The 20502-nt window shown below is 43.4% G+C and carries 18 protein-coding genes; 5 read left to right on the top strand and 13 right to left on the bottom strand.

The features are described from left to right. Positions 1-85 precede the first annotated feature (85 nt). From NSP_RS04530 to NSP_RS04495, 7 genes are all read right to left on the bottom strand, one after another. Positions 86-721, bottom strand: coding sequence for a low-complexity tail membrane protein (locus NSP_RS04530; protein ID WP_006196601.1), 636 nt, complete (start codon positions 719-721; stop codon positions 86-88). 327 nt (positions 722-1048) lie between these two features. Continuing rightward, positions 1049-4147, bottom strand: coding sequence for a translation initiation factor IF-2 (gene infB / locus NSP_RS04520; protein ID WP_006196600.1), 3099 nt, complete (start codon positions 4145-4147; stop codon positions 1049-1051). Positions 4148-4285: 138 nt separating this feature from the next. After that, positions 4286-4435 (bottom strand): hypothetical protein, encoded by a 150-nt coding sequence (locus tag NSP_RS26220; protein WP_173403258.1) that lies wholly within the window; start codon positions 4433-4435, stop codon positions 4286-4288. Positions 4436-4568: 133 nt separating this feature from the next. Beyond that, positions 4569-4838: a YlxR family protein gene (locus NSP_RS04510; protein ID WP_006196598.1), complete on the bottom strand. Its 270-nt coding sequence runs from the start codon at positions 4836-4838 to the stop codon at positions 4569-4571. Positions 4839-4986: 148 nt separating this feature from the next. Next, positions 4987-6264: a transcription termination factor NusA gene (gene nusA, locus NSP_RS04505; protein WP_173403257.1), complete on the bottom strand. Its 1278-nt coding sequence runs from the start codon at positions 6262-6264 to the stop codon at positions 4987-4989. 305 nt (positions 6265-6569) lie between these two features. Then, positions 6570-7031, bottom strand: coding sequence for a ribosome maturation factor RimP (gene rimP, locus NSP_RS04500; protein WP_006196596.1), 462 nt, complete (start codon positions 7029-7031; stop codon positions 6570-6572). Positions 7032-7232: 201 nt separating this feature from the next. Beyond that, on the bottom strand, positions 7233-8681 hold the full coding sequence (locus tag NSP_RS04495) for a hypothetical protein (protein WP_231859533.1): 1449 nt from the start codon (positions 8679-8681) through the stop codon (positions 7233-7235). Positions 8682-8947: 266 nt separating this feature from the next. On the opposite strand from NSP_RS04495, the gene NSP_RS04490 reads away from it, so the two are divergent. Further along, on the top strand, positions 8948-9736 hold the full coding sequence (locus NSP_RS04490) for a peptidoglycan-binding domain-containing protein (protein WP_017803829.1): 789 nt from the start codon (positions 8948-8950) through the stop codon (positions 9734-9736). A gap of 56 nt (positions 9737-9792) precedes the next feature. Then, positions 9793-9978, top strand: coding sequence for a hypothetical protein (locus NSP_RS25085; protein WP_144360501.1), 186 nt, complete (start codon positions 9793-9795; stop codon positions 9976-9978). Positions 9979-10138: 160 nt separating this feature from the next. Here NSP_RS25085 and NSP_RS04485 read toward each other — a convergent pair whose 3' ends face one another. Next, positions 10139-12757, bottom strand: coding sequence for a WD40 domain-containing protein (locus NSP_RS04485; protein ID WP_006196593.1), 2619 nt, complete (start codon positions 12755-12757; stop codon positions 10139-10141). A 224-nt stretch (positions 12758-12981) separates the two neighbouring features. Next, a complete protein-coding gene (gene radA / locus NSP_RS04480) occupies positions 12982-14556 on the bottom strand; it encodes a DNA repair protein RadA (protein WP_006196592.1) in 1575 nt (524 codons plus the stop codon). 171 nt (positions 14557-14727) lie between these two features. On the opposite strand from radA, the gene rpaB reads away from it, so the two are divergent. The 3 genes from rpaB to NSP_RS04465 all read left to right on the top strand — a co-directional run bounded on the left by rpaB (position 14728) and on the right by NSP_RS04465 (position 16789). Continuing rightward, entirely contained in the window at positions 14728-15456 is a 729-nt protein-coding gene (gene rpaB, locus NSP_RS04475; protein WP_006196591.1) for a response regulator transcription factor RpaB, read from the top strand. Between the two features lie 145 nt (positions 15457-15601). Further along, the gene (locus NSP_RS04470; RefSeq protein ID WP_006196590.1) at positions 15602-16264 is read left to right on the top strand and encodes a cofactor assembly of complex C subunit B; all 663 of its coding nucleotides are present in this window, start codon (positions 15602-15604) and stop codon (positions 16262-16264) included. 6 nt (positions 16265-16270) lie between these two features. Next, a complete protein-coding gene (locus tag NSP_RS04465) occupies positions 16271-16789 on the top strand; it encodes a DUF456 domain-containing protein (protein WP_006196589.1) in 519 nt (172 codons plus the stop codon). 183 nt (positions 16790-16972) lie between these two features. On the opposite strand, the gene NSP_RS04460 is transcribed toward NSP_RS04465, so the two are convergent. The 4 genes from NSP_RS04460 to mutT all read right to left on the bottom strand — a co-directional run bounded on the left by NSP_RS04460 (position 16973) and on the right by mutT (position 20053). Beyond that, positions 16973-17602, bottom strand: a complete 630-nt coding sequence (locus NSP_RS04460) for a PEP-CTERM sorting domain-containing protein (protein WP_006196588.1) — start codon at positions 17600-17602, stop codon at positions 16973-16975. A 707-nt stretch (positions 17603-18309) separates the two neighbouring features. Next, positions 18310-18972 (bottom strand): phycobilisome degradation protein NblB, encoded by a 663-nt coding sequence (gene nblB / locus NSP_RS04450; protein WP_006196586.1) that lies wholly within the window; start codon positions 18970-18972, stop codon positions 18310-18312. A 54-nt stretch (positions 18973-19026) separates the two neighbouring features. After that, positions 19027-19485, bottom strand: a complete 459-nt coding sequence (locus tag NSP_RS04445) for a CBS domain-containing protein (RefSeq protein ID WP_173403256.1) — start codon at positions 19483-19485, stop codon at positions 19027-19029. A 112-nt stretch (positions 19486-19597) separates the two neighbouring features. Beyond that, positions 19598-20053, bottom strand: coding sequence for an 8-oxo-dGTP diphosphatase MutT (gene mutT / locus NSP_RS04440; protein ID WP_006196584.1), 456 nt, complete (start codon positions 20051-20053; stop codon positions 19598-19600). Positions 20054-20502 lie beyond the last annotated feature (449 nt).

The raw sequence follows: 20502 nt of genomic DNA, 5'->3' as shown, positions 1-20502 counted from the left end.
CAACCGTTATGGCAGTTTTCATTGTCAACCAATACGACATTGGCTACATAAAAAAGTGCATAACTCGTTTCACAGCCATCAGGGTCTACTTTAAGGGTTTTTGTGGGTTTATGTGAATCTCTCTCAGGGAGTGAAATATCCGAGGCACAATTTGATTAACCCTTACACCTAAAATAGTAAAATCCTGCTGAATCTTTTCTAAAGATAATGGTTCTAGCGCCGCAAATTCTGTCTCATTGGTCACCAAAACTCGCGCCACACTCACGGGTATTTGTAAAAATAGATTACTGGCAAAAAAAGCTAACGCAGCTAGTAGTAAACCTAAGCCGCGCCACTGGGGTATAAATTTAGCTAAACTTTCTAGCGGTGGAACCACCTGATAGAGTTGCCACAATACTCCAATTAATAATATTGCCGCCACCAAGGACAAAAAACGATTTAACTTTGTATTCATTAAACAAAGGATTTTACGCTGTTGCTCAGTCAGATTTTCTGGCTTCAGCGCTACACCCAAAATTGCAAATATATAAAAAGGGCGGTGTAATTGCATCGATAACAGTGGTAGAACACCAACACCAGCGACTAGAATTAGCTCCATCCAAACTGGTAAAAGCGGTTCACCCACAGACAAGAACAATAAACACAGGACTAAAAAAATTGGCAGCATCGCCAATCCAGCGACGTGAATCCACAAGATAGGTTCAGAACGAAATGAGGCCATGTGACACTCTCCTGCTTAAAGGCTAGGAGATTCTTAAAAATTTTAAGTCTTAATATCCCTATTACTAGGGTTCCCAGGCTCACCACCTTTGCCTATAGGGCGTAGTGATATCTGGTATAGGTGAAAAATTACCGAAAAACTGGGTCTAAAGCCTCGTCCTTTTATGGTAACTTCCCTTTGTAGGGTGGCAACTGGCATTGCTGAACGCGCTTTAAGCATCGAGGGCATAGCCAGTGCGGAGGGATGAGTTTTGAAGTTTGAGTTGTCAACTCTATTCAACTCAAAACTCATCATTTTTACTGATAATCCAGCAATTAGTAACCGACACTATTTCGTCAGTGTGAGTGTACGACGCTTGGTTACCATCTGGAAGGCTTCAATCAGGTCGCCTTCAACCCAGTCATGGAATTTATCAATGTTGATGCCGCATTCATAACCGGAGTTGACTTCGCGCGCATCTTCTTTCATCCGTTTGAGGGAATCAAGGACACCTTCGTAGACCACCTTACCGGAACGACGCACTCGCACTTTGCAGTTACGAACCAATTTGCCAGACTGCACATAGCAACCAGCAACGGCTCCACGACCGACTGGGAAGACGGCACGGACTTCGGTTTGACCAAGGGGTTCTTCCACCAACTCTGGTTCCAGAAGACCTTCTAAGGCTCCTTGGATATCTTCCAAGAGTTTGTAGATGATATTGTATTCCCTTACATCCACCCCAGATTCGTCGGCGGCTTGTCTAGCACCACTGGCGAAAGTGGTGTTGAAACCAATAATTACGGCTCCACTCGCTGCCGCTAGGTCAATATCTGTCTCAGTTATTTCTCCAGCAGTAGCCAATAGCATCCGAATTTGAACTTCGTTTTGGGGGATTTGTCTGAGAGATCCCACAATGGCTTCCACAGAACCTTGAACATCTCCCTTCAAAATCAAGTTGAGTTCTTTCAACTCGCCTTCTTGAGCTTGAGCGGAGAGAGTTGTCAGAGTAATACGTCCCTGTAACAGGCGGGATAGACGTTGTTTGTCGGCGCGAGTAGCTGCTAGGGTTCTGGCTTCTTTTTCATTAGCGAAGACTTCAAAGTCATCACCTGCGCCTGGCACATCACTTAAACCCAGCACCTCGACGGCAAAGGAAGGCCCAGCAATGTCTACTCTTTTGCCTCTGTCATCGACCATCGCCCGCACTTTACCAAATGCCGAGCCAGCTACTAACATATCTCCCACGTGCAAAGTACCATTCTGAATCAGCAAGGTAGCAACTGCTCCTTTGGCCTTATCCAGATGCGCCTCAATGACTGTTCCTTTAGCGGAACGATCTGGGTTAGCAGATAGTTCTCCGACTTCTGATACGAGCAGAATCATTTCTAAGAGAGTATCGAGGTTTTCACCCTTAATCGCACTCACAGGAACCATGATAGTTTCACCACCCCATTCTTCTGGTGTGAGACCATACTTAGTCAGTTCTTGTTTAACCCGGTCTGGCTGTGCGCCTTCTTTATCAATTTTGTTGATGGCTACAACAATGGGGACTTCAGCCGCTTGAGCATGGCTAATAGCTTCTATGGTCTGGGGACGAACACCGTCATCAGCAGCTACTACCAAAATGGCAATGTCTGTCACTCTCGCACCCCGTGCGCGCATCGCGGTGAATGCTTCGTGTCCGGGAGTGTCTAAGAAGACGATTTGCTGCGCCTTTCCTTCGTGTTCCACATCCACATGGTATGCACCAATGTGCTGGGTAATACCACCAGCTTCACCAGAAGCTACTTTGGTTTTGCGAATTGAATCGAGCAGAGTTGTCTTACCGTGGTCTACGTGACCCATAATTGTCACGACTGGCGGACGACGTTGGAGTAGTTGCATATCTGCCACATCCAACATTTCTGTGACTTTGCGGGCTTCTGCTTCTCGTTCGGCGGTTTCGACTTCTATTTCTAGCTCTTTACCGACCAAAGTAATGGTTGGGATATCCAAATTCTGAGTGATACTTACTGCCATGCCTTTGAGGAACAGGATTTTCACAATCTCTGTATCGGCAACAGTCAAAACATCAGCCAGTTCTTGGACTGTCATTGGCCCTGTGATCACTACTTTTTCTGGACGCTCAACCTTCGTCTCGACTTCTTGGCGACGGTTGTTGTCGCGGCGAGAAAAGGATCTTTTCTTTCTAGTAGTTGGGGCGCTAATAACTGCCGCAGTGGGTGAGTGTGTAGCTCTAGCTGCTTTTGGTTTGGGAGGGCGGGCGATGGAAAGACTGACTTGGACGGTAGCTGGTGAGTCTTGATCCTCATCATCTAGTAAATCGTCTTCTTCAAAGTCATCTTCAAGAACCGGTTTGACCCGCTTGCCTTTAACTCCTACCTTGCCAGCCTTTTCTTTGATTTCGTCAATAATTTCTTCTTCTTGCCACCTTTTACCACCTTTGGCTAGACGCGGTGGCGTGGGACGTTTTAAATCAAGAAGTTCCGCGGCAGCTCTATCGTTGCCTAGATCCTCTTTTCCTTGTCCGCCTGACATCGGTCTAGGCGGTGTAGCAGTTGGCATTGCTGCTACAACTTCAGATGGACGTACTGGCCGGCTAGGTCTTGGCCCATCTGCGGGGGGTGATTGTCCGGGAGGTCTATTTCCTCTTGGCTCTGATCTTGTTGGAGATGGAGTCGGACGAGCCTGTTTTGGCACTGGAGCCTGTGGGGTCTCGGTGCTGGTTGGCTTCGCCACCTTTTGCTTGGTTTGATCTCTTTTGAGTAATGGTTTCTCTGCCGGAGTTAGCTGCTCAGGGGCCGCATGAGAATTTCCCGCCGCCGGCCTAGCTGGTGGGGCCACCAGATGCGGTTTTTGGGGTTTTTCCGCTTTTGGTCTCGGTGAAACCGCTTTTTCAGGTTTTCCTGCTGCTATTGTTTCCGGTGCCTCTTTGTTAGAAACTTGATCTGCTTGTGTGATTGCAGGTTCTGATGAGGTCTCAGATTGATTCCGGGGTACAGGTCGAATTGGTGCCGTCGGCTTCATGGGTGAGACTGTTGTATCGAAGGTCTGTGGTGCTGAAGTAGAATTAACTTCTGAGGAAGCTTGTTGGCTATCATGAGCAACTGAAGCTTCTGGGGCGTTGGAGGTAGTATTTCTCAATATTTTGGGTTTGCGAATTTCCAAAATTTGCTGTTTGTGAGGTGGGGTTGGTCGATTGCGATCGCCAGTTGGTGATGGATTTAGTTTATGGCTGGATGTACCTTGTTCCTTTTTATGCATCACATTGCTAGCTGTCAGTTTTTCGGCAGCCGTCTTTATACGTTCTGCCTCAGATTCTGAAATAGTGCTGCTATGGCTTTTGACCGCAATATTGAGCTGGTCGCATATTGCTAATAGCTCTTTGTTATCCAAATTCAATTCCTTTGATAATTCGTAGATTCTAACTTTGCCGTTGTTCATCCACTCTTCCCCTTTAATTTACAGTTTTTTAGCGGATGGTTGCCTGGTTTTCGACATCTCCATCCTTCGATTACTGTTTTTAGGTTGCCCTTGGTGATTTTGCCGGTGCCTCCAGTCAGGAAAGAGAGATGTTTTGGTTTAACTCTGACATTTCCACCAGGAATGATGGTTGATGCCAAGCTGCGCCTGAGCGCTACCAGGTTGCCATTCTTTAGTTTTTTGTTTTGCTGATTCTGAGTCGTCCACAACACAATCTAGTAAAACTTGTTGGGAGTATTGCTCTGCCACCTTTCTTGTGAAAAAGCCGCAGATGACTAACTACACCCATTTACTATTTTGGCATTCACCCGATGAATTGCAGAGTCTGCTGGACGCACAACTACTTTGGGGATTACCGCCACTAGGTTTTTTTCACCTAATTTTAATTTTGATTTTGGGGATAGCTTTGGGCTAGACGTTGCCACAATGTTTGGTACACTGTTTCTGGCACTGACGCACGTAGCGATCGCCCTAGTCGATTTTTTTTCTGAGATGCTTGTAGGCAACTCATTTGCTGGCAGATATAGGCAGAACGCCCCATGCCCTGATCTAATTGTACCTTTCCAGATGGAAAGACGCGGACAATCCGCCAAAAGTCTTCTTTCAAGCCTACTTTCCGGCAACTAATACAACGCCGATAATTTGGTTCCATTGGTCTTATTTGACTACAGGTGAGCAATCTAGTTATGAAAATAAAGTTGGCTTTACCAATCTTTACTTACAAGGGAATGATTGGTTCGGTGTAATCATTAAGACGAATAATGTTGTCAATAGTAGCAGAACTCCATCAGACTAATAAATTAATCTTGTTCACTCATCTCAAAAGATTCATCTTCCTCTTCTAGTTGTTCTTGATTTTCATAATCTAGCTCCTCTAGTTCAAGATCATCTTCCTCTGGTTGATATTTAGCCCGTGCGGCAGCGAACTTAGTGTCCTCTCCTGCATAATCGTACTTAGCTTTGTCTTTAATGTCGATTTTCCAACCTGTTAAGCGGGCTGCTAACCGCACATTTTGGCCTTCTTTACCAATAGCTAAACTCAGTTGATCTTCAGCCACAAGGACGTGAGTTTGGCGAGTTTCGGGGTCCATGAGGCGGACTTCATCTACCCGTGCTGGACTCAAGGCGTTAGCAATATATGTGGATGGGTCTGGAGACCAACGAATCACATCTATTTTTTCGCCGCGTAATTCATTGACTACCACTTGAATACGTGATCCCCTGGCTCCAATACAAGCACCAACTGGGTCTACATCGCGATCAAGTGTATCTACAGCAATTTTAGTCCGAGGTCCGACATAACGAGAAGGGGGATTAGCTTCTCGTGCTACGGCAACAATTCTTACCACCTCATCCTCAATTTCTGGGACTTCGTTGGCAAATAGATAAACTACCAAACCAGCATCAGCACGAGATACGAGCAATTGAGGCCCCCGTTGTTGCCCTTGGGAAACTTTTTTGAGATATACCTTAAATGTGGCATTTGCGCGATAATTATCATTGGGAAGCTGTTCCCGCTTGGGTAACTCAGCTTCCACTTCTGGCTGACCAAAACCACTGGCTACTGCCAAAATTACCGATTGTCTTTCAAACCGCAAAACTCTGGCTTGCAGGACAGTTCCTTCCAAGTCTTGGAATTCTTCTTGCACCATTTGGCGTTGCTGATCCCGGAGTTTCTGCGCCAGCACTTGCTTAGTTTGCATTGCGGCCATGCGACCAAATTCACCTTGATCTGGCGTGACATCCAGCACTACAGAATCTCCCAATTGGGCTTCCGGAGCAACTTGTTGGACTTCCTCTAGGGAAATTTGATGATCGGTGTTATCCACCGCTTCAACGATGCTTTTAGTAGAAAGAACGCGAAATCCTTCTCCTTCGATATCAAGTTCTACTTCAAAATTATCAAAATATTCTTCATCAAACTGTCTTTTTTCTAAGTTTTGGGCGCGACGATAACGTTCGTAGCCTTTGAGTAATGCTTCTCTAATAGCTGTTTGAACTGCTAGACGCGGTAAATTGCGCTCGCGACTTATACTTTCAATTAATTCTTTTAATCCTGGTAAACTAACCATTGACATAAGCAATCTCCTTTAAAATCAGAATCTAAAAAATAGAGATAAGAAACAGTAAAGACGCGATTCATTACGTCTGTACCAGGGGGGTGAGGAATGAGAAACTACGCATCAAAGGCCGGGGATTAGAGAAAAGTTTGACTCTACTCCCTAGCCTTTAGCTTTTAGTACAGCACGGCGTAAATAGGCATACCATTTGAAAAAGTCCAAATGTCCAAAGTCCAAAATTCCAGCCTTTTGACTTTTGACTTTTGACGAACGCCCTGCGGTACTAGTCCTTAGTCTCTAGCCCCTAGCCCTGAGTTCCTCCTCTATCGGCGCTCATCTAGCAGCACCCTAGTAATGAGGGTGCGGGGAATTTCGATAATGCGACCTTTTTGGTTTAAGTAAACAGTGGTTTCATCCCGGCGAATCAACTGACCAATCCACTCTTGCTGTCCGTCGTAGGGTTGGGAAGTGGAGATGATTACAGGAAATCCTTTGAAGGAAATAAACTCTCTGTCTGTTATTAATTGTCGTGAAATTCCAGGACTGGACACTTCCAAGACATAAGCATCTGGAATGATCTCTGCCGCATCTAAGGAAGCTTCTAAAGCGCGACTCATCCGCTCACAATCATTCAGACCAGTGTCCTGCTGGGAATTGCGAATATCTACCCGTAATACTGGTGGACGTTGGTTAGTGTGAAAAACTATGCCAACGACTTCCAAGCCCAGTTCTGCTGCTACTGGTGTCGCCAAATCGATAATTTGTGGAACTAAGGGATGAGTCATGCGAAATTTCAATAAAAAAAGTGGGCATAGACCCACTTCCTGCGATAGGGATATCTTCCAAGAAGTCTGATGACGAATCAATAATGGTTCGTCTCTATTCCGAGTTTAGCGCATTTCTTTAATAGTCAATAGTGATTGGTCATTGGTCATTGGTCATTGGTCATTGGTCATTGGTCATTCGCTGATATCCCTCATTTTCAGCTAATTTTCTTTCTTGACTGGGAGGACATTACTTCTATCTACTAAGGGCTGAACTGATGGTTGTGTTCTCAGCTGTCTAGTTTGCTCCATAATCTGGTCTATGTCTTCTTGGGACAAGCGCTGGACATAGTTGAGCTTGACTTCTTCGAGGAAGTCGGACATTAAGCTTTGAATTTCGGCAATTACGTGTTTTTGCTGCGCTTGTTCTCCCAGGGCTTTGGTGAAGCTTTCGGCGAGTTGACTGGAAAGTTTTGCTCCCACGGGATCTTCGATGGCCGCTGTGACAGCGCTATAAAGGTTGGTTGTGATTTGAGTTGCTAGTTGTTCGCTGAGTTGGTTTTGTATATCTCCTACGCCAGGAATATTGTGGAAGTTGCGGTAACCGGGGGTTTGATTGATTGCAGCTGCAATAGTGTGACGTAAAATGGCAATGATTTCTGGTTGAATTTTGGGCAGGACTTGATAAACTAATGTTTGCACCAAAATCCCTGCGATCGCTTCTATTTCATTTGTATTGTTAATATCTATGTAGGGTCGCAAATTCTCTTTTTGCGTCAGCCAGCTGGTTAAATCACCGCGCCGAATTGACCCTTGAATCTGGTTAATTACTCTAACTACGACTATTTCTGTGAGATCCTCGGCAAAATTAGCTAATATTGATTGATTGATTTGCTGTTGTAACGGTTGCAGATTCAATAACCGCGCTTGGTCAAGGCGAATCATTACGGGTATGATTCGTAGCCACCTCATAAAAGGTAACAGGAGAAATAAGTCATACCACCGCCACAATATGGCATTTATCCAGGTAAAACTGGGATGACGACGGCGCAGATAAAAGGAACGCGCCAGCAACTCTGCACCAAATAACAAGACAAATGGTAGGTCAATCACCCAAAAGTTATCAAGTAATTCCCCATTTTCCCCGATGCGGCGGAAATAGTTGGTGGCTATTAAAGGGCGAATTTGCCTGTTAAAAAAATCAATTTCTTGGTTCCAGCCCTGTTCGGATAAATACTCTGGACTCCAAAATCGGGAAAACGATTGTTTTGCAGATTCTTCACCGATGCGATCGCGCAGCCGATTTTTGGCTTTTTCAAAGTTACCACTTTTATTGACTGCTGCAAATGGATTACTGTCAACCATTTCGCTGCTTAGACGGTCTAGTTCCTCTAGTTTAGCCTTGGCCTCTGGTGAGGTTAACCCAGTTTGACTCACCTGTTCTTGGAGTGCGTCTACTCTGTTTAAATAATGTTTCGTTTCTCTATGGGCCTCAATTCCCTTAATGGGGTCATAAATTTGGGTGATTTGGGGCAAATTACGCAAATAGAAATCCCGCCAAGGCACGTAGCTTAAATCAAACAATACTAAGCATAAATTCACGGTGGCAATCATTGCCATTAATCTTTCAAATATAAGGTTCTGCCGTTTTTGTGATTTTCGTTTGGTCATTTGTTTCTGTTTTTTTATACATAAAAATGCAGTTATTGAAGTTGTCTCTTAATTCAGATCATAATGACGGCTAAATTTAAGATACTTCTGTAGAATGATGGCAATAATCTTTCTTTAGATATTTAGTTAAGTTTAATTAACTAAATTTACATTAATCAACAATCGTTGATGATTCTGAACAATAAAATTTAATAAATGTAAAATTTGTTTGTAAATCTCTATATACTTCTGAATATTGTTGGTTTAACCGAAAGGAGTTTTAAATTATGTGGTGTGGATTGGGAAAATCCGGTATGACAATTGCAGTTACCTCCTTAGTAACTGCTAGTTTGGTAGTTGCGGATACAACTTTTGCGGCTCGCCAGCGTAATTATACACCAGAGGAGTTCCGTGCTGTGTTACGGGGATTAGGCTATGACGTTAAGGTGACAAATACCACTCTCACAGATGAGGAAACGAGAAAGGCTATTCGTGAATTTCAAAGGGGTTATAAGCTGACTGTTGATGGTGTCGCAGGACCTCAAACCCAGGATTTTGCAGCCACCATTGTGCAAATTTTGCAAGCAAATTTGAATGCGGTACTTCAACCTGATAATCCTTTACCCCGTGATCAATTTTATAGAAGTCAGACGGAAGCGGCTGTGAGGGAGGCTCAGAAAAAATTTCAGATGGAAGAAACCGGCATTGCTGATTTGCGATTCCGCCAGAGGTTGAATGAAGAGGCCAGGAAAATTATAACTCAGCCGACACCGAAACCGACAGCCAAGCCAACACCAACACCGACACCAACGCCAACGCCAACACCGAGAGCGACACCAACACCGACACCAACACCGAGAGCGACACCAACGCCAACGCCAACGCCAACCCCAACGCCAACGCCAACACCGAGAGCGACACCGAGAGCGACACCAACACCAACACCGAGAGCGACACCGAGAGCGACACCAACGCCAACACCGAGAGCGACACCGAGAGCGACACCAACGCCAACGCCAACACCGACACCGACACCGACACCGACACCAACGCCAACACCAACCCCAACACCGTAAGCGCTAACAAAATAGTCAAGCTATTCCATTTAACTTGCATAGTTAGGGCGGGCAAGATGCCCACCCCACAAAATATTCAAGAGACATGGTTATGCAAATTAGATGAATTAGGACTTACGCACAAGCAACGGAGAAACGAACCACGTAAAGCCTTCGGCATAGCTTCTCTACGAGACGCTGCGCGAACGCTTATGGCGTTAGCCTCTCCCTTTGGGAGAAGAAACAAAGAACACGAAGCATGAAGAGAGAAAAATATCTAATTTGAGGCATTGCTGACTAGAGGAAATGCCAAAATTACATTTCTGTAACTCTTCTTCTTTGCGCCTACCCTACGGGAACGTTTTCAACGAATGCGCCTTTGCGTGATCATTCCTTTACCACTGACTGAACCAAGGTAATCTTTTAACAGCGTCGCCAAATTTTGATATTTCCCCTACGGTCTCCAGCCGCTAGCCAACCTGCATCGGGGCTAAAGGCGACGGAAAGAACTTGATCCAAATGATTGAGTGTGTAAATTTCTTTCCCTGTTGTCATAGACCACAATTTAATAGTTTTGTCACTACTACCACTAGCTAAAATTTGCCCATCACTACTGAAGGCTACGAAATTAACCCCTTTTGAATGACCAGTGAGAGTGTAAATTTCTTTCCCTGTTGTCAGTGACCACAGTTTGATAGTTTTGTCATCACTACCACTAGCGAGAATTTGCCCATCACCACTGAAGGCTACGGAATAAACCCAGGAGGAATGACCAGTGAGAGTGTAAATTTTTTTCCCTGTGGACACAGACCATAGTTTGATAGTTTTGTAAAAACTACCACTAGCGAGAATTTGCCCATCACTACTGAAGGCTACGGAATAAACCCAGGAGGAATGACCAGTGAGAGTGCAAATTTCTGTCCCTGTGGACACAGACCACAGTTTGATAGTTTTGTCATCACTACCACTAGCTAAAATTTTTCCATCATGACTGAAGGCTACGGAATTAACCGAGGAGGAATGACCAGTCAGGGTGTAAATTTCTGTCCCTGTGGACACAGACCACAGTTTGATAGTTTTGCTATCACTACCACTAGCTAAAATTTTCCCATCATGACTGAAGGCTACGGAATTAACCGAGGAGGAATGACCAGTCAGGGTGAGAATTTCCCTACCTGTGGACACTAACCACAGTTTGATTTTGTTGTCCCCACTACCACTAGCCAGAATTTGCCCATCATGACTGAAGGCTACAGATTTAACTGAGTAATCATGACCAGTGAGGGTGTAAATTTCTGTCCCTGTGGACACAGACCACAGTTTGATTGTGTTGTCATCACTACTACTAGCGAGAATTTGCCCATCATGACTGAAGGCTACAGATTTAACTGAGTCATCATGACTGAAGGTACGAATTTCTCTACCTGTGGACACTGACCACAGTTTGATAGTGTTGTCATAACTACCACTAGCTAAAATTTGCCCATCATGACTGAAGGCTACGCAATTAATGTAGTCATCATGAGCAGTGAAAGTGCGAATTTCCCTACCTGTGGAGACTGACCACAGTTTGATAGTGTTGTCATCACTACCACTAGCTAAAATTTGCCCATCATGACTGAAGGCTACGGAATTAACCGAGTCATCATGAGCAGTGAAGGTATAAATTTCCTTACCTGTGGAGACTGACCACAGTTTGATAGTCTCGTCCCCACTACCACTAGCTAAAATTTGCCCATCATGACTGAAGGCTACGAAATTAACATAGTCAGAATGACCAGTTAAAGTGCGAATTTCCTTACCTGTGGACACTGACCACAGTTTGATAGTCTCGTCCCCACTACCACTAGCCAGAATTTGCCCATCATGACTGAAGGCTACGCAATTAACCGAGGAGGAATGACCAAGGAGAGTGCAAATTTCCCTACCTGTGGACACTGACCACAGTTTAATAGTCTTGTCCTCACTACCACTAGCCAGAATTTGCCCATCATGACTGAAGGCTACGGATTCAACTGGAAGTATGTAATCATGACCAGTGAGGGTGCAGATAAGTTTACCTGTAGTTGCCGACAACAGGTGAATGGTACTATAGGCTACACTTGCCAGCATATCTCCCTTGGGGCTAAGGGCTATTATTCCAGAGATACTTGGAATGATGTGAACACATTCCCAAGATGGGGGTGTATGGGGATGAGATGTGACTGGTTGTGATTTTATCCCTGCACCCAACAAATCCAACAACTCCGCGACTGACTGGGGACGAAACTTGTGATTTAGCGCCATCCCTTTCATAATTGCTTCATTCACCCTGTCACTGACATTGGGATTGAAATCTTTTGGTGGCTGTAGGGTAAAATTTTGCAATCTGGCTGGTGCTGGCATAGGCAATTCTGCGGTCAGCAAAGTATACAACGTAGCGGCTAAGGCGTAAACATCAATATATTCACCCCGTTGTTCTACTGGTAAATACTGCTCTGGTGGTGCATAACCAGGGGTAAAATTTTGTGTATGTTGTTGGATTCCACCGGGAAGAAATTGTCTAGCAATGCCAAAGTCAATCAGCACAGCTTCTGGCTTACCTGCACGCAACATGATGTTACTTGGCTTTAAATCCCGATGTAACAAGCCTTTTTCATGCACCAGTGTCAAAGCATCGCCAATTTGCTGAATATATTGCAGTGCTTCCACTTCTGGTAATGCTCCTGCTTGGGTGATTTTCTCCCCTAAATCCTCACCTGGGATGTATTCCATTACCATACATGGCAAGTTATCTTCATCAAAGACATTTTCTACTTGCACAATATGAGGATGGTGACACAAAGCTAGTCGCAAGGCTTCATCCCGAAAGTCTTGGCGTAATTTATCTTGCTTGGTTATCCAGGCGGGATGATTGAGGATTTGTTCTCTGAGGGTTTTAATGACTCGTAATTCACTACGTCGATTTTGAGCCAGGTATGTAATCCCAACCCCACCTTCACCCAGCTTTTTCTGGATTATGTAGCGCCCACCAAATAATTGCTGTCCTGGATTCCACACCATTGGTAAAGTCGGTAGTTTTATTGATATTTATTGTGACACAGTTTAAATCTTGGTTTTTTGGCAGAAAGGTTTTGAGTGGCTCCTGATTTCGCCTACGGAAGCTGTCATACGGGAAAAGTGTGATTTTCAGAGGACAGAGTTAGGTGAGAAATTCATGGATGATGGTGGGTTACGCTACGCTAACCCACCCTACAATTTTTGAGAATTTGTTTTTTGTTGTTCCCTTATTCTTCGTCTGCTTCGTCTTCGTCGTCTAGTTCTAAATCGCTAGCTTCTAGGGTTTGGTGGGGGATGGCAGCGATAATTGCATCTATTACTTTGGAGACTGGTAATATCTCGATGTTGTAATCTGGGTATTTTTGCCCTTTGGGAACGATCGCACGTTTAAATCCCAGTTTGGCAGCTTCTTTTAATCGTAGTTCCATTTGGGACACTGAGCGCACTTGTCCGCCTAAGCCGACTTCACCAATTAATACTGTACCAGGATCAACTATGCGATCGCGGAAACTGGCTACAATGGCGATCGCAATTCCTAAGTCTACGGCTGGTTCTGCTACACTCAACCCACCCGCCGAGGCGACGTAAGAATCTAGTTTTGACATAGGAATCCCGACCCGTTTTTCTAACACAGCGAGAATCTGCACGAGGCGGTTATAATCTATACCTGTACCCGCACGCCGGGGGGAAGGATAACTGGTAGGACTGACTAAAGCTTGCAATTCTACCACAATGGGGCGAGTTCCTTCACAAGCTACAACAATGGCTGTTCCCGGTGCAGGATCATCACGGTTTCCTAAAAATAGCTCTGAAGGGTTCGCCACTTCTCGCAGTCCGTGTTCCACCATTTCAAAGATGCCGATTTCGTGAGTTGCACCAAAGCGGTTCTTTACTGTTCTTAATAATCTATGGGAGGCAAAGCGATCGCCTTCAAAATATAATACTGTATCTACTAAATGTTCTAAAACTTTCGGCCCTGCGATCGCCCCTTCTTTGGTCACGTGTCCGACAATTAACATGGTAATATCTTCATGCTTTGCCACCTTCATCAAAGCTGAGGTACATTCCCTGACTTGGGCTACTGAACCGGGGGCAGAAGTTAGTGCCGGAAAGAACACTGTTTGAATACTATCAATTACTGCTAAATTCGGTCTGAGGGAATCTATCTCTCGTAAAATCTCCTCTAAATCTGTTTCCGGTAATACATACAAATCCGCATTTTTACCTTCTTCTATTTCTTCTGAACTGAGAGTTTTTAGCTCTACAGCTGGTTCTAATTTGCCGTTCTCAGCATGATCTTCATTCTCCTCACTAGACAAATCAGTATGCTTTGATACTCCCAAGCGAGAAGCGCGCAATTTTACCTGTTGTCCTGATTCTTCCCCAGTTACGTAGAGAATACGGTATCTCTGCGCCAGTGCATTTGATACTTGTAAAAGTAGCGTAGATTTACCAATTCCGGGATCACCACCAATCAGAACCATCGAACCGGGAACAATTCCCCCCCCTAGCACCCGATCTAGTTCATCATAACCTGATTCCCAGCGAGCAATTTGGCGATCTGTAATTTGATCAAATGTCAAGGAAGCTCTTGCTTTGGCTGGTTTAGTAGTAGGTTTGCCATTACCTTGAGTTGCTTGCCAGTTGCTGATTCCTCCCCTAGAAGGTACATCTACCGATGATTGGATGGAAATCTGCTCTTCTAAGGAGTTGTAAGTACCGCAGGCGGGGCATTTGCCAAACCATTGAGAAGATTCTGTTCCACAGGCGTTACAAATGAAAGAGGTTTTAGGCTTTGCCATTCTTAAAATTTATTAAATAATCTTAATATTTACTTAATCTTTTAGCTAAAATTAGAATCCAAGAATAGTAAAAGATACAGCTTTTTCTCAATCAATTGATGGAATGATATCTTAATATTATGGTATTAAAAATTAATCATGATAAATTTTAGTTAGGGAGCGCAGAAAAACTTGGAAAGCCATAAAGAAAAAATCCTGGTGGTAGACGACGAAGCCAGCATTCGCCGGATTTTGGAAACGCGCCTTTCCATGATTGGCTACGATGTAGTAACGGCTGGCGATGGAGAAGAAGCTCTAGAAACTTTTCGCAAATCAGAACCTGACTTAGTAGTGTTAGATGTGATGATGCCAAAGCTTGACGGCTACGGTGTTTGTCAAGAATTGCGTAAGGAATCTGATGTCCCAATTATTATGCTAACAGCCTTGGGGGACGTTGCCGATCGCATCACCGGTTTAGAATTGGGTGCTGATGATTATGTAGTCAAACCATTTTCCCCCAAAGAGTTAGAAGCACGGATTCGCTCAGTCCTGCGACGAGTAGACAAAACCGGGGCTTCTGGTATTCCTAGCTCTGGGGTGATTCATGTTGGTAACATTAAAATAGATACCAATAAACGGCAAGTCTACAAAGGTGATGAGCGTATTCGCTTGACAGGAATGGAGTTTAGCCTTCTAGAATTGCTAGTCAGCCGTTCTGGAGAAGCGTTTTCCCGGTCAGAAATTTTACAGGAAGTATGGGGTTACACACCAGAACGCCATGTAGATACTCGTGTAGTAGATGTGCATATTTCCCGTTTGCGGGCAAAGTTAGAAGATGATCCTAGTAATCCAGAGTTAATTCTCACAGCCAGAGGTACTGGTTATTTGTTTCAGAGGATAATTGAACCAGGAGAAGAGTAGGGAGTGGGGAATTTTAGATTTTAGATTTTAGATTTTGGATTGAACTGCAATTTAAAATCCTCGCTGCGCTGCGTACGCAGCGCTAACGCAAATCCAAAATTCATTGACTAATGACTAATGACTAATGACCAATGACCAATGACTAATGACCAAATCTGATCCCAATCGAATTTTACGGCGTTTACCCTTAGCTGTGGGCGGGTTAGGCGCTGTACTTTTACTGATTAACCGTTTGCTGACTCCAGAATTAACGGACTCACAAGCGCGTGGGGATGTGGTGGGTGTGATTTTGAGTGCAGTGTTGATTTTAACAGGTTTAATTTGGCAGCAAGTACAACCGCGATCGCCTGATACTGTAGAACTAATTGGGGAACCAGGTTTTGTACTGGCGGCAGATTTACCAGAAACTGTCAAAACAGAATTAGCTTGGGCATCCCATTTATTATTGACTAATACGGTGACGCGATCGCTCATAGTTTACTATCAAGGCAAAGTCTTGTTGCGTCGCGGTATTCTGGCTGCTAAATCTGAAGTTATCCCAGGAACAATCTTAAAACGAGTCTTGGAAACACAAAAGCCGATTTATTTAGTTGCTTTGTATGTGTATCCAGGAAGAATTGAATTTGATTATTTACCAGAAAACACACAAGGTGTAATTTGTCAACCAATTGGTAATCAGGGTGTTTTAATTTTAGGAGCGAATGCTCCCCGCAGTTACACCAAACAAGATGAACAATGGATTGCGGGAATTGCTGATAAATTAGCAGTAACGCTCAATTCTTCTTTGCTAGCTGATGCGGAAATTTAAAAGTTTATGCAAGTTATTTATTGGCTATTAATTATCATTATGCTGGTGGGTATCATCGGTGCTGTGGTTCCCGGACTTCCTGGTAGCGGTTTAATTTTAACCTCTATTATTATTTGGGGTATTCTGGGCGGTTCCTTTGCAGCGATTAAAATACCACTAATTGTGACAGGTTTTGTTTTAGTCCTCAGTATTGGTGTTGATTTTTTAGCTAGCTACTTAGGTGCAAAAAAAGCTGGTGCTAGTAAGTGGGGACAGATTGGCGCAATTGTGGGGTTAATAGTGGGTTTTTTGGGTTTACTCCCAACGCTACCTTTCGGCGGTCCCTTGTTAGGAATTTTATTAGGGCCATTGCTAGGAGCGATTATTGGTGAATTTATTTACCGTCGTCAATTATGGTTAGCCGTTAAGGCTGGCATAGGTATTATAGTCGGTTCGCTGATTGGAAATTTGATTCAAGGCGTGTTGGCGATCGCCGCAGTTGTCGTTTTTGTGGTTACAACTTGGCCTCAAGTTTATGGGGGTTAATTTATTGTTATGATCAAATTAATAACCCTGATGATTGTGACAAATCATCAGGGTTATACAAAACTATTAATTTTATCCACTACCAGCTTTTATTGTTATGAGCAGCTAAACTACACAAAACTTGCATGGTATCTACCATAATTCCAAAAATTTTGGAATTATGGTTTTAGTTAATGTTTGGTATTAAGCAGATACCTGCTGTTTCTTCTTTTTAGCCATGCTCTTGCTGAAGAATGCTCCCAAGCCTAAAGCTGCAAGCCCAAGGGTGGTTGTAGGTTCGGGGACTGGTATTGGTGTGGCTTTTAGAGTCAAAGAGAAGCTACCGAAGGTGTCTATATAATTGAAGGTTGCTACTCCTGTACCTGTAGATACGCCATTAGCATTGGTAAATGTGCCGTTAATAGGAGCAGCAGCAAATGACACACTGTCAGTTAGGTCGACTAATGTAACGGTGAAAGGGTTGTCAGCAGTGAAGGTTAAATCAGGAGCCGCCGTAAATTTCATAAATGGGTTGTCAACATTCCCTGTAAATGTGGTTGTGGCAACTCCATCAAAGACGGGATTAGTCAAAGCGATGGGTGAGAAGACAACTGGGGTGTTAGCTAAAGGAGTAAAATCGTTTACCAAAGGGGCTGTATCCTCAACCCTCGCATTGCTAAATATGATTTGTTCGTTATCTACAATTCTACTAGTCCCAGTGATGTCAAAAGTACCTAATACGGCTGCTTGAGCTGAGGAAATACCCAGGGTGCTGAAAGCTAAGGTGCTACCTACCAAAGCTGTGCCGATACTGATTTTGTTGAGTGTTTTCATTGTTGTCTCTATACTACAAGTTTACAGTTGTGTGTGATACAAAATTCTAGGGTAAGAATACACCTTGTTTCCCTGCACCTTGTGCCACTTTTTTATCAGGCTAAATACGTTATATTAGCCTAATTAAGCACATTTTAACCAATAAATTCTGTGATTATGGAGAAAATACTGGTGATATGCGCTCTGGAAACACAGTTGATTTAGTTAATCATAGGCTCTAGCCTTATGGCTACTAAATTTAAGTAAATACTACATTAAAAAATAGTAAAAACTCAACTCTTAGTTTTTTTGTGGGCAAGGTCTTATGTTTTACATAGCAATATTATCACACCCAATTCTAAATTTATTTTAAAAAAGCAGTAAAGATCACACTAAGTTTGTGTAAATTTTTTTTCAGTATTTTTTCTACTAAATCTATCATACAGGTTTTTAAAGACACAAAAACCCAATCCTTCAGAATTGATTGGGCTATGACAGCAAATTTTACCTGAATAAGGCTGTTGTGAGCTTCAGCCAAAACGTACAAACTTAGGTTTGAGCGCTCTGGGTCTCTGGCGGAATGTCGATCGCTGCCCACTTCACAAGAGTTATTGGCAAAATACTGTGTTGATAATACACAGCAGCACTGCTGTAAATGTCTGACAATTTGATCAGGGAAGAATAAAATGCCTGGCTGGATAGCGTATATTAGATGTACCTAAACATACTCAAGCTGACTGCAAAGATTTTTTAGCTTCATTTGCCACTGCTTCCACTTTATCATCAGTGAGAGTCTCTAGAACCGATTGAGCCTCTGCACCACCCAAATGAGTCAAGGCTTGGACAACTCTGTAACGGATTTGCCAATCGGAGTTACTAGCAAAGGGCGCTAAGAGGGGAATTGCTTGAATGTCTCCCAACTCACCCAAAGAACTAATGGCGGCTGTTTGAACTAATTCATTTTCTGATGAGAGTGCTTGTTTGAGTAGTTCAAAGGCGCGTGGGTCGCCTAACTCCCCCAATGTGGCAATGATACTGAATTGTACGAGCCACTCTGGGGTTGTATTGTAGAGTTGCTGTAAATCGTCAAAAGCATCGTGTAGTTTCAACGCGCCCAAACAATCGGCTGCGGCTGCTTGGACATCAGGTTCAGGGTCATTGAGCAGACTACGCAATAGATCCAAAGATAACTGTAAATTCTGGTTTCCTAGGGTATCCATCTGACTTACTGCTGAGTACCGCACTCGCGAATTACTATCACCCATAGCAATTTGAATCAGTTCAAAAGCGGTTGCTGGTTCCAAGTCACGAGCTTGATTAACTGCACGCAAGCGATCGCCTAAATCTTGAGAACTGAGCATTTGCTTTACAAACTCAGGAGTAACACTCATTTATTTGTCCTAATTTTCAAAACTGATAACTGATAACTGATAACTGATAACTGACTAACTAGCAGCCATTGCGCGAACAATATCACCACGGGTAACGATACCAACTACTTGACTCTGGCTGTCAATTACAGGTAAGCGATGAACGCTGCGATCGTGCATCAATTGAGCAGCTTCTTTGACAGTTTTTTCAGGAGCAATAGTCACAGGATTTTTGCTCATTACCTCCCCCACAGTTTGACCCAAGGCTTTGTGTAATTCGCGATCGTAAGTAGCGGGATTTTGTAAATAGATCACGCTATCGAGAAACATGATGTAAGCCGGAGGAGTCACACCAGTTTCTTGCCACATTAAATCTGTTTCAGAAATAATTCCCACCAATTTACCGACATCATCCACAACAGGTATACCACTGATGCGTTTTTCTGCCAGAATTTGGATAGCTTCCTTCAGTGGAGTTTCCGTCCGCAACACAATTGGGTCGCGGGTCATTATATCGGTAACGGTTTTAGACATTTGCTTACTGATACCCTTGATCAAAGTCTCTGCAACCATTGTAGAAAATTGCGGGACTCAACCTGATTCAGTTAATACATTGTTACGGTATTTAGTCATTAGTCATTGGTCATTAGTTATTGGTCTTTGCATTCACAGTTACGACTTCCTGCTTTAACGCTGCAATAATTTGACTATTAGCTTGGGGGAAAGTATAATTTTCTAGGTCATCCAAATATACCCAGCAAATTTCATCGCATTCTATCGGTTGAGGAACACCTGTAATCAGACGACAGTGATGCACCGTTAGGGTAACGCGCAAGTGAGTGTAAGTGTGATCTATAGTGATCAAATGCTTTCCTACTTCAATTCCTATTCCTAATTCTTCTCGAATTTCCCGTTGAATGCACTCTTCAATGGTTTCACCAGGCTCAATTTTGCCGCCGGGAAATTCCCATAAACCACCCATAACACCTTTTGGAAGACGGCGATCAATTAAAATTTGCTCATGGTCGTTCCAAATTACAGCCACACCAATAATTTTGTGGGGTGGTAAAGAATTAGTTACAGTCTTTGCATTTAATCTCATAAAATTGTAGTTTTGCGTAGTCAAACGTAGCTATACCCGTCACTACAATGAACCTTAGTAATATCTTTCATTGTTGAAAATTCAACTCTAAAACCATTGATAACAATCTCACATCCGTTTTTTGTGGGAGTTTTAACACGACTTACATACTTTCCAGAAGTTATGTTTTTACGATCTTTGTGCAAAGTAGCCTTAACAAAATCTCCTGTAGAAACATGAGTGAATATTTTTTTAGGCTCAGTGCAAGGAAAACCAAATTTATTGATCCTACAGAATCTTCTGCAACTATGCCCCGTGTCTTTTTACTGTTAAAATTTTTGTTGTCAGTTATTTTGAGTAGTTTCAACTTTTCCTACACAAGCAGCATCAATCCAATGAGTTTTAGGCAATCCTAAACGAGTTCTATTAAACTTAGTTAAACCTCCTGAACCTGTTGTTATAGGTAATCC

This window comes from Nodularia spumigena CCY9414 (genome assembly GCF_000340565.2).
Classification (GTDB): Bacteria; Cyanobacteriota; Cyanobacteriia; order Cyanobacteriales; family Nostocaceae; genus Nodularia; species Nodularia spumigena.
Note: the sequence above shows the minus strand (reverse complement) of the source record. Positions and strands in the feature narration are given on the sequence as shown.

Bases quoted from the DNA above. Each gene is read 5' to 3' on its own strand.
- NSP_RS04530 (WP_006196601.1), bottom strand. From the start codon at position 721: ATGGCCTCATTTCGTTCTGAACCTATCTTGTGGATTCACGTCGCTGGA.
- infB (WP_006196600.1), bottom strand. From the start codon at position 4,147: ATGAACAACGGCAAAGTTAGAATCTACGAATTATCAAAGGAATTGAAT.
- NSP_RS04510 (WP_006196598.1), bottom strand. From the start codon at position 4,838: ATGGAACCAAATTATCGGCGTTGTATTAGTTGCCGGAAAGTAGGCTTG.
- nusA (WP_173403257.1), bottom strand. From the start codon at position 6,264: ATGTCAATGGTTAGTTTACCAGGATTAAAAGAATTAATTGAAAGTATA.
- rimP (WP_006196596.1), bottom strand. From the start codon at position 7,031: ATGACTCATCCCTTAGTTCCACAAATTATCGATTTGGCGACACCAGTA.
- NSP_RS04495 (WP_231859533.1), bottom strand. From the start codon at position 8,681: ATGACCAAACGAAAATCACAAAAACGGCAGAACCTTATATTTGAAAGA.
- NSP_RS04490 (WP_017803829.1), top strand. From the start codon at position 8,948: ATGTGGTGTGGATTGGGAAAATCCGGTATGACAATTGCAGTTACCTCC.
- NSP_RS25085 (WP_144360501.1), top strand. From the start codon at position 9,793: ATGCCCACCCCACAAAATATTCAAGAGACATGGTTATGCAAATTAGAT.
- NSP_RS04485 (WP_006196593.1), bottom strand. From the start codon at position 12,757: ATGGTGTGGAATCCAGGACAGCAATTATTTGGTGGGCGCTACATAATC.
- radA (WP_006196592.1), bottom strand. From the start codon at position 14,556: ATGGCAAAGCCTAAAACCTCTTTCATTTGTAACGCCTGTGGAACAGAA.
- NSP_RS04470 (WP_006196590.1), top strand. From the start codon at position 15,602: ATGACCAAATCTGATCCCAATCGAATTTTACGGCGTTTACCCTTAGCT.
- NSP_RS04465 (WP_006196589.1), top strand. From the start codon at position 16,271: ATGCAAGTTATTTATTGGCTATTAATTATCATTATGCTGGTGGGTATC.
- NSP_RS04460 (WP_006196588.1), bottom strand. From the start codon at position 17,602: ATGAAAACACTCAACAAAATCAGTATCGGCACAGCTTTGGTAGGTAGC.
- nblB (WP_006196586.1), bottom strand. From the start codon at position 18,972: ATGAGTGTTACTCCTGAGTTTGTAAAGCAAATGCTCAGTTCTCAAGAT.
- NSP_RS04445 (WP_173403256.1), bottom strand. From the start codon at position 19,485: ATGTCTAAAACCGTTACCGATATAATGACCCGCGACCCAATTGTGTTG.
- mutT (WP_006196584.1), bottom strand. From the start codon at position 20,053: ATGAGATTAAATGCAAAGACTGTAACTAATTCTTTACCACCCCACAAA.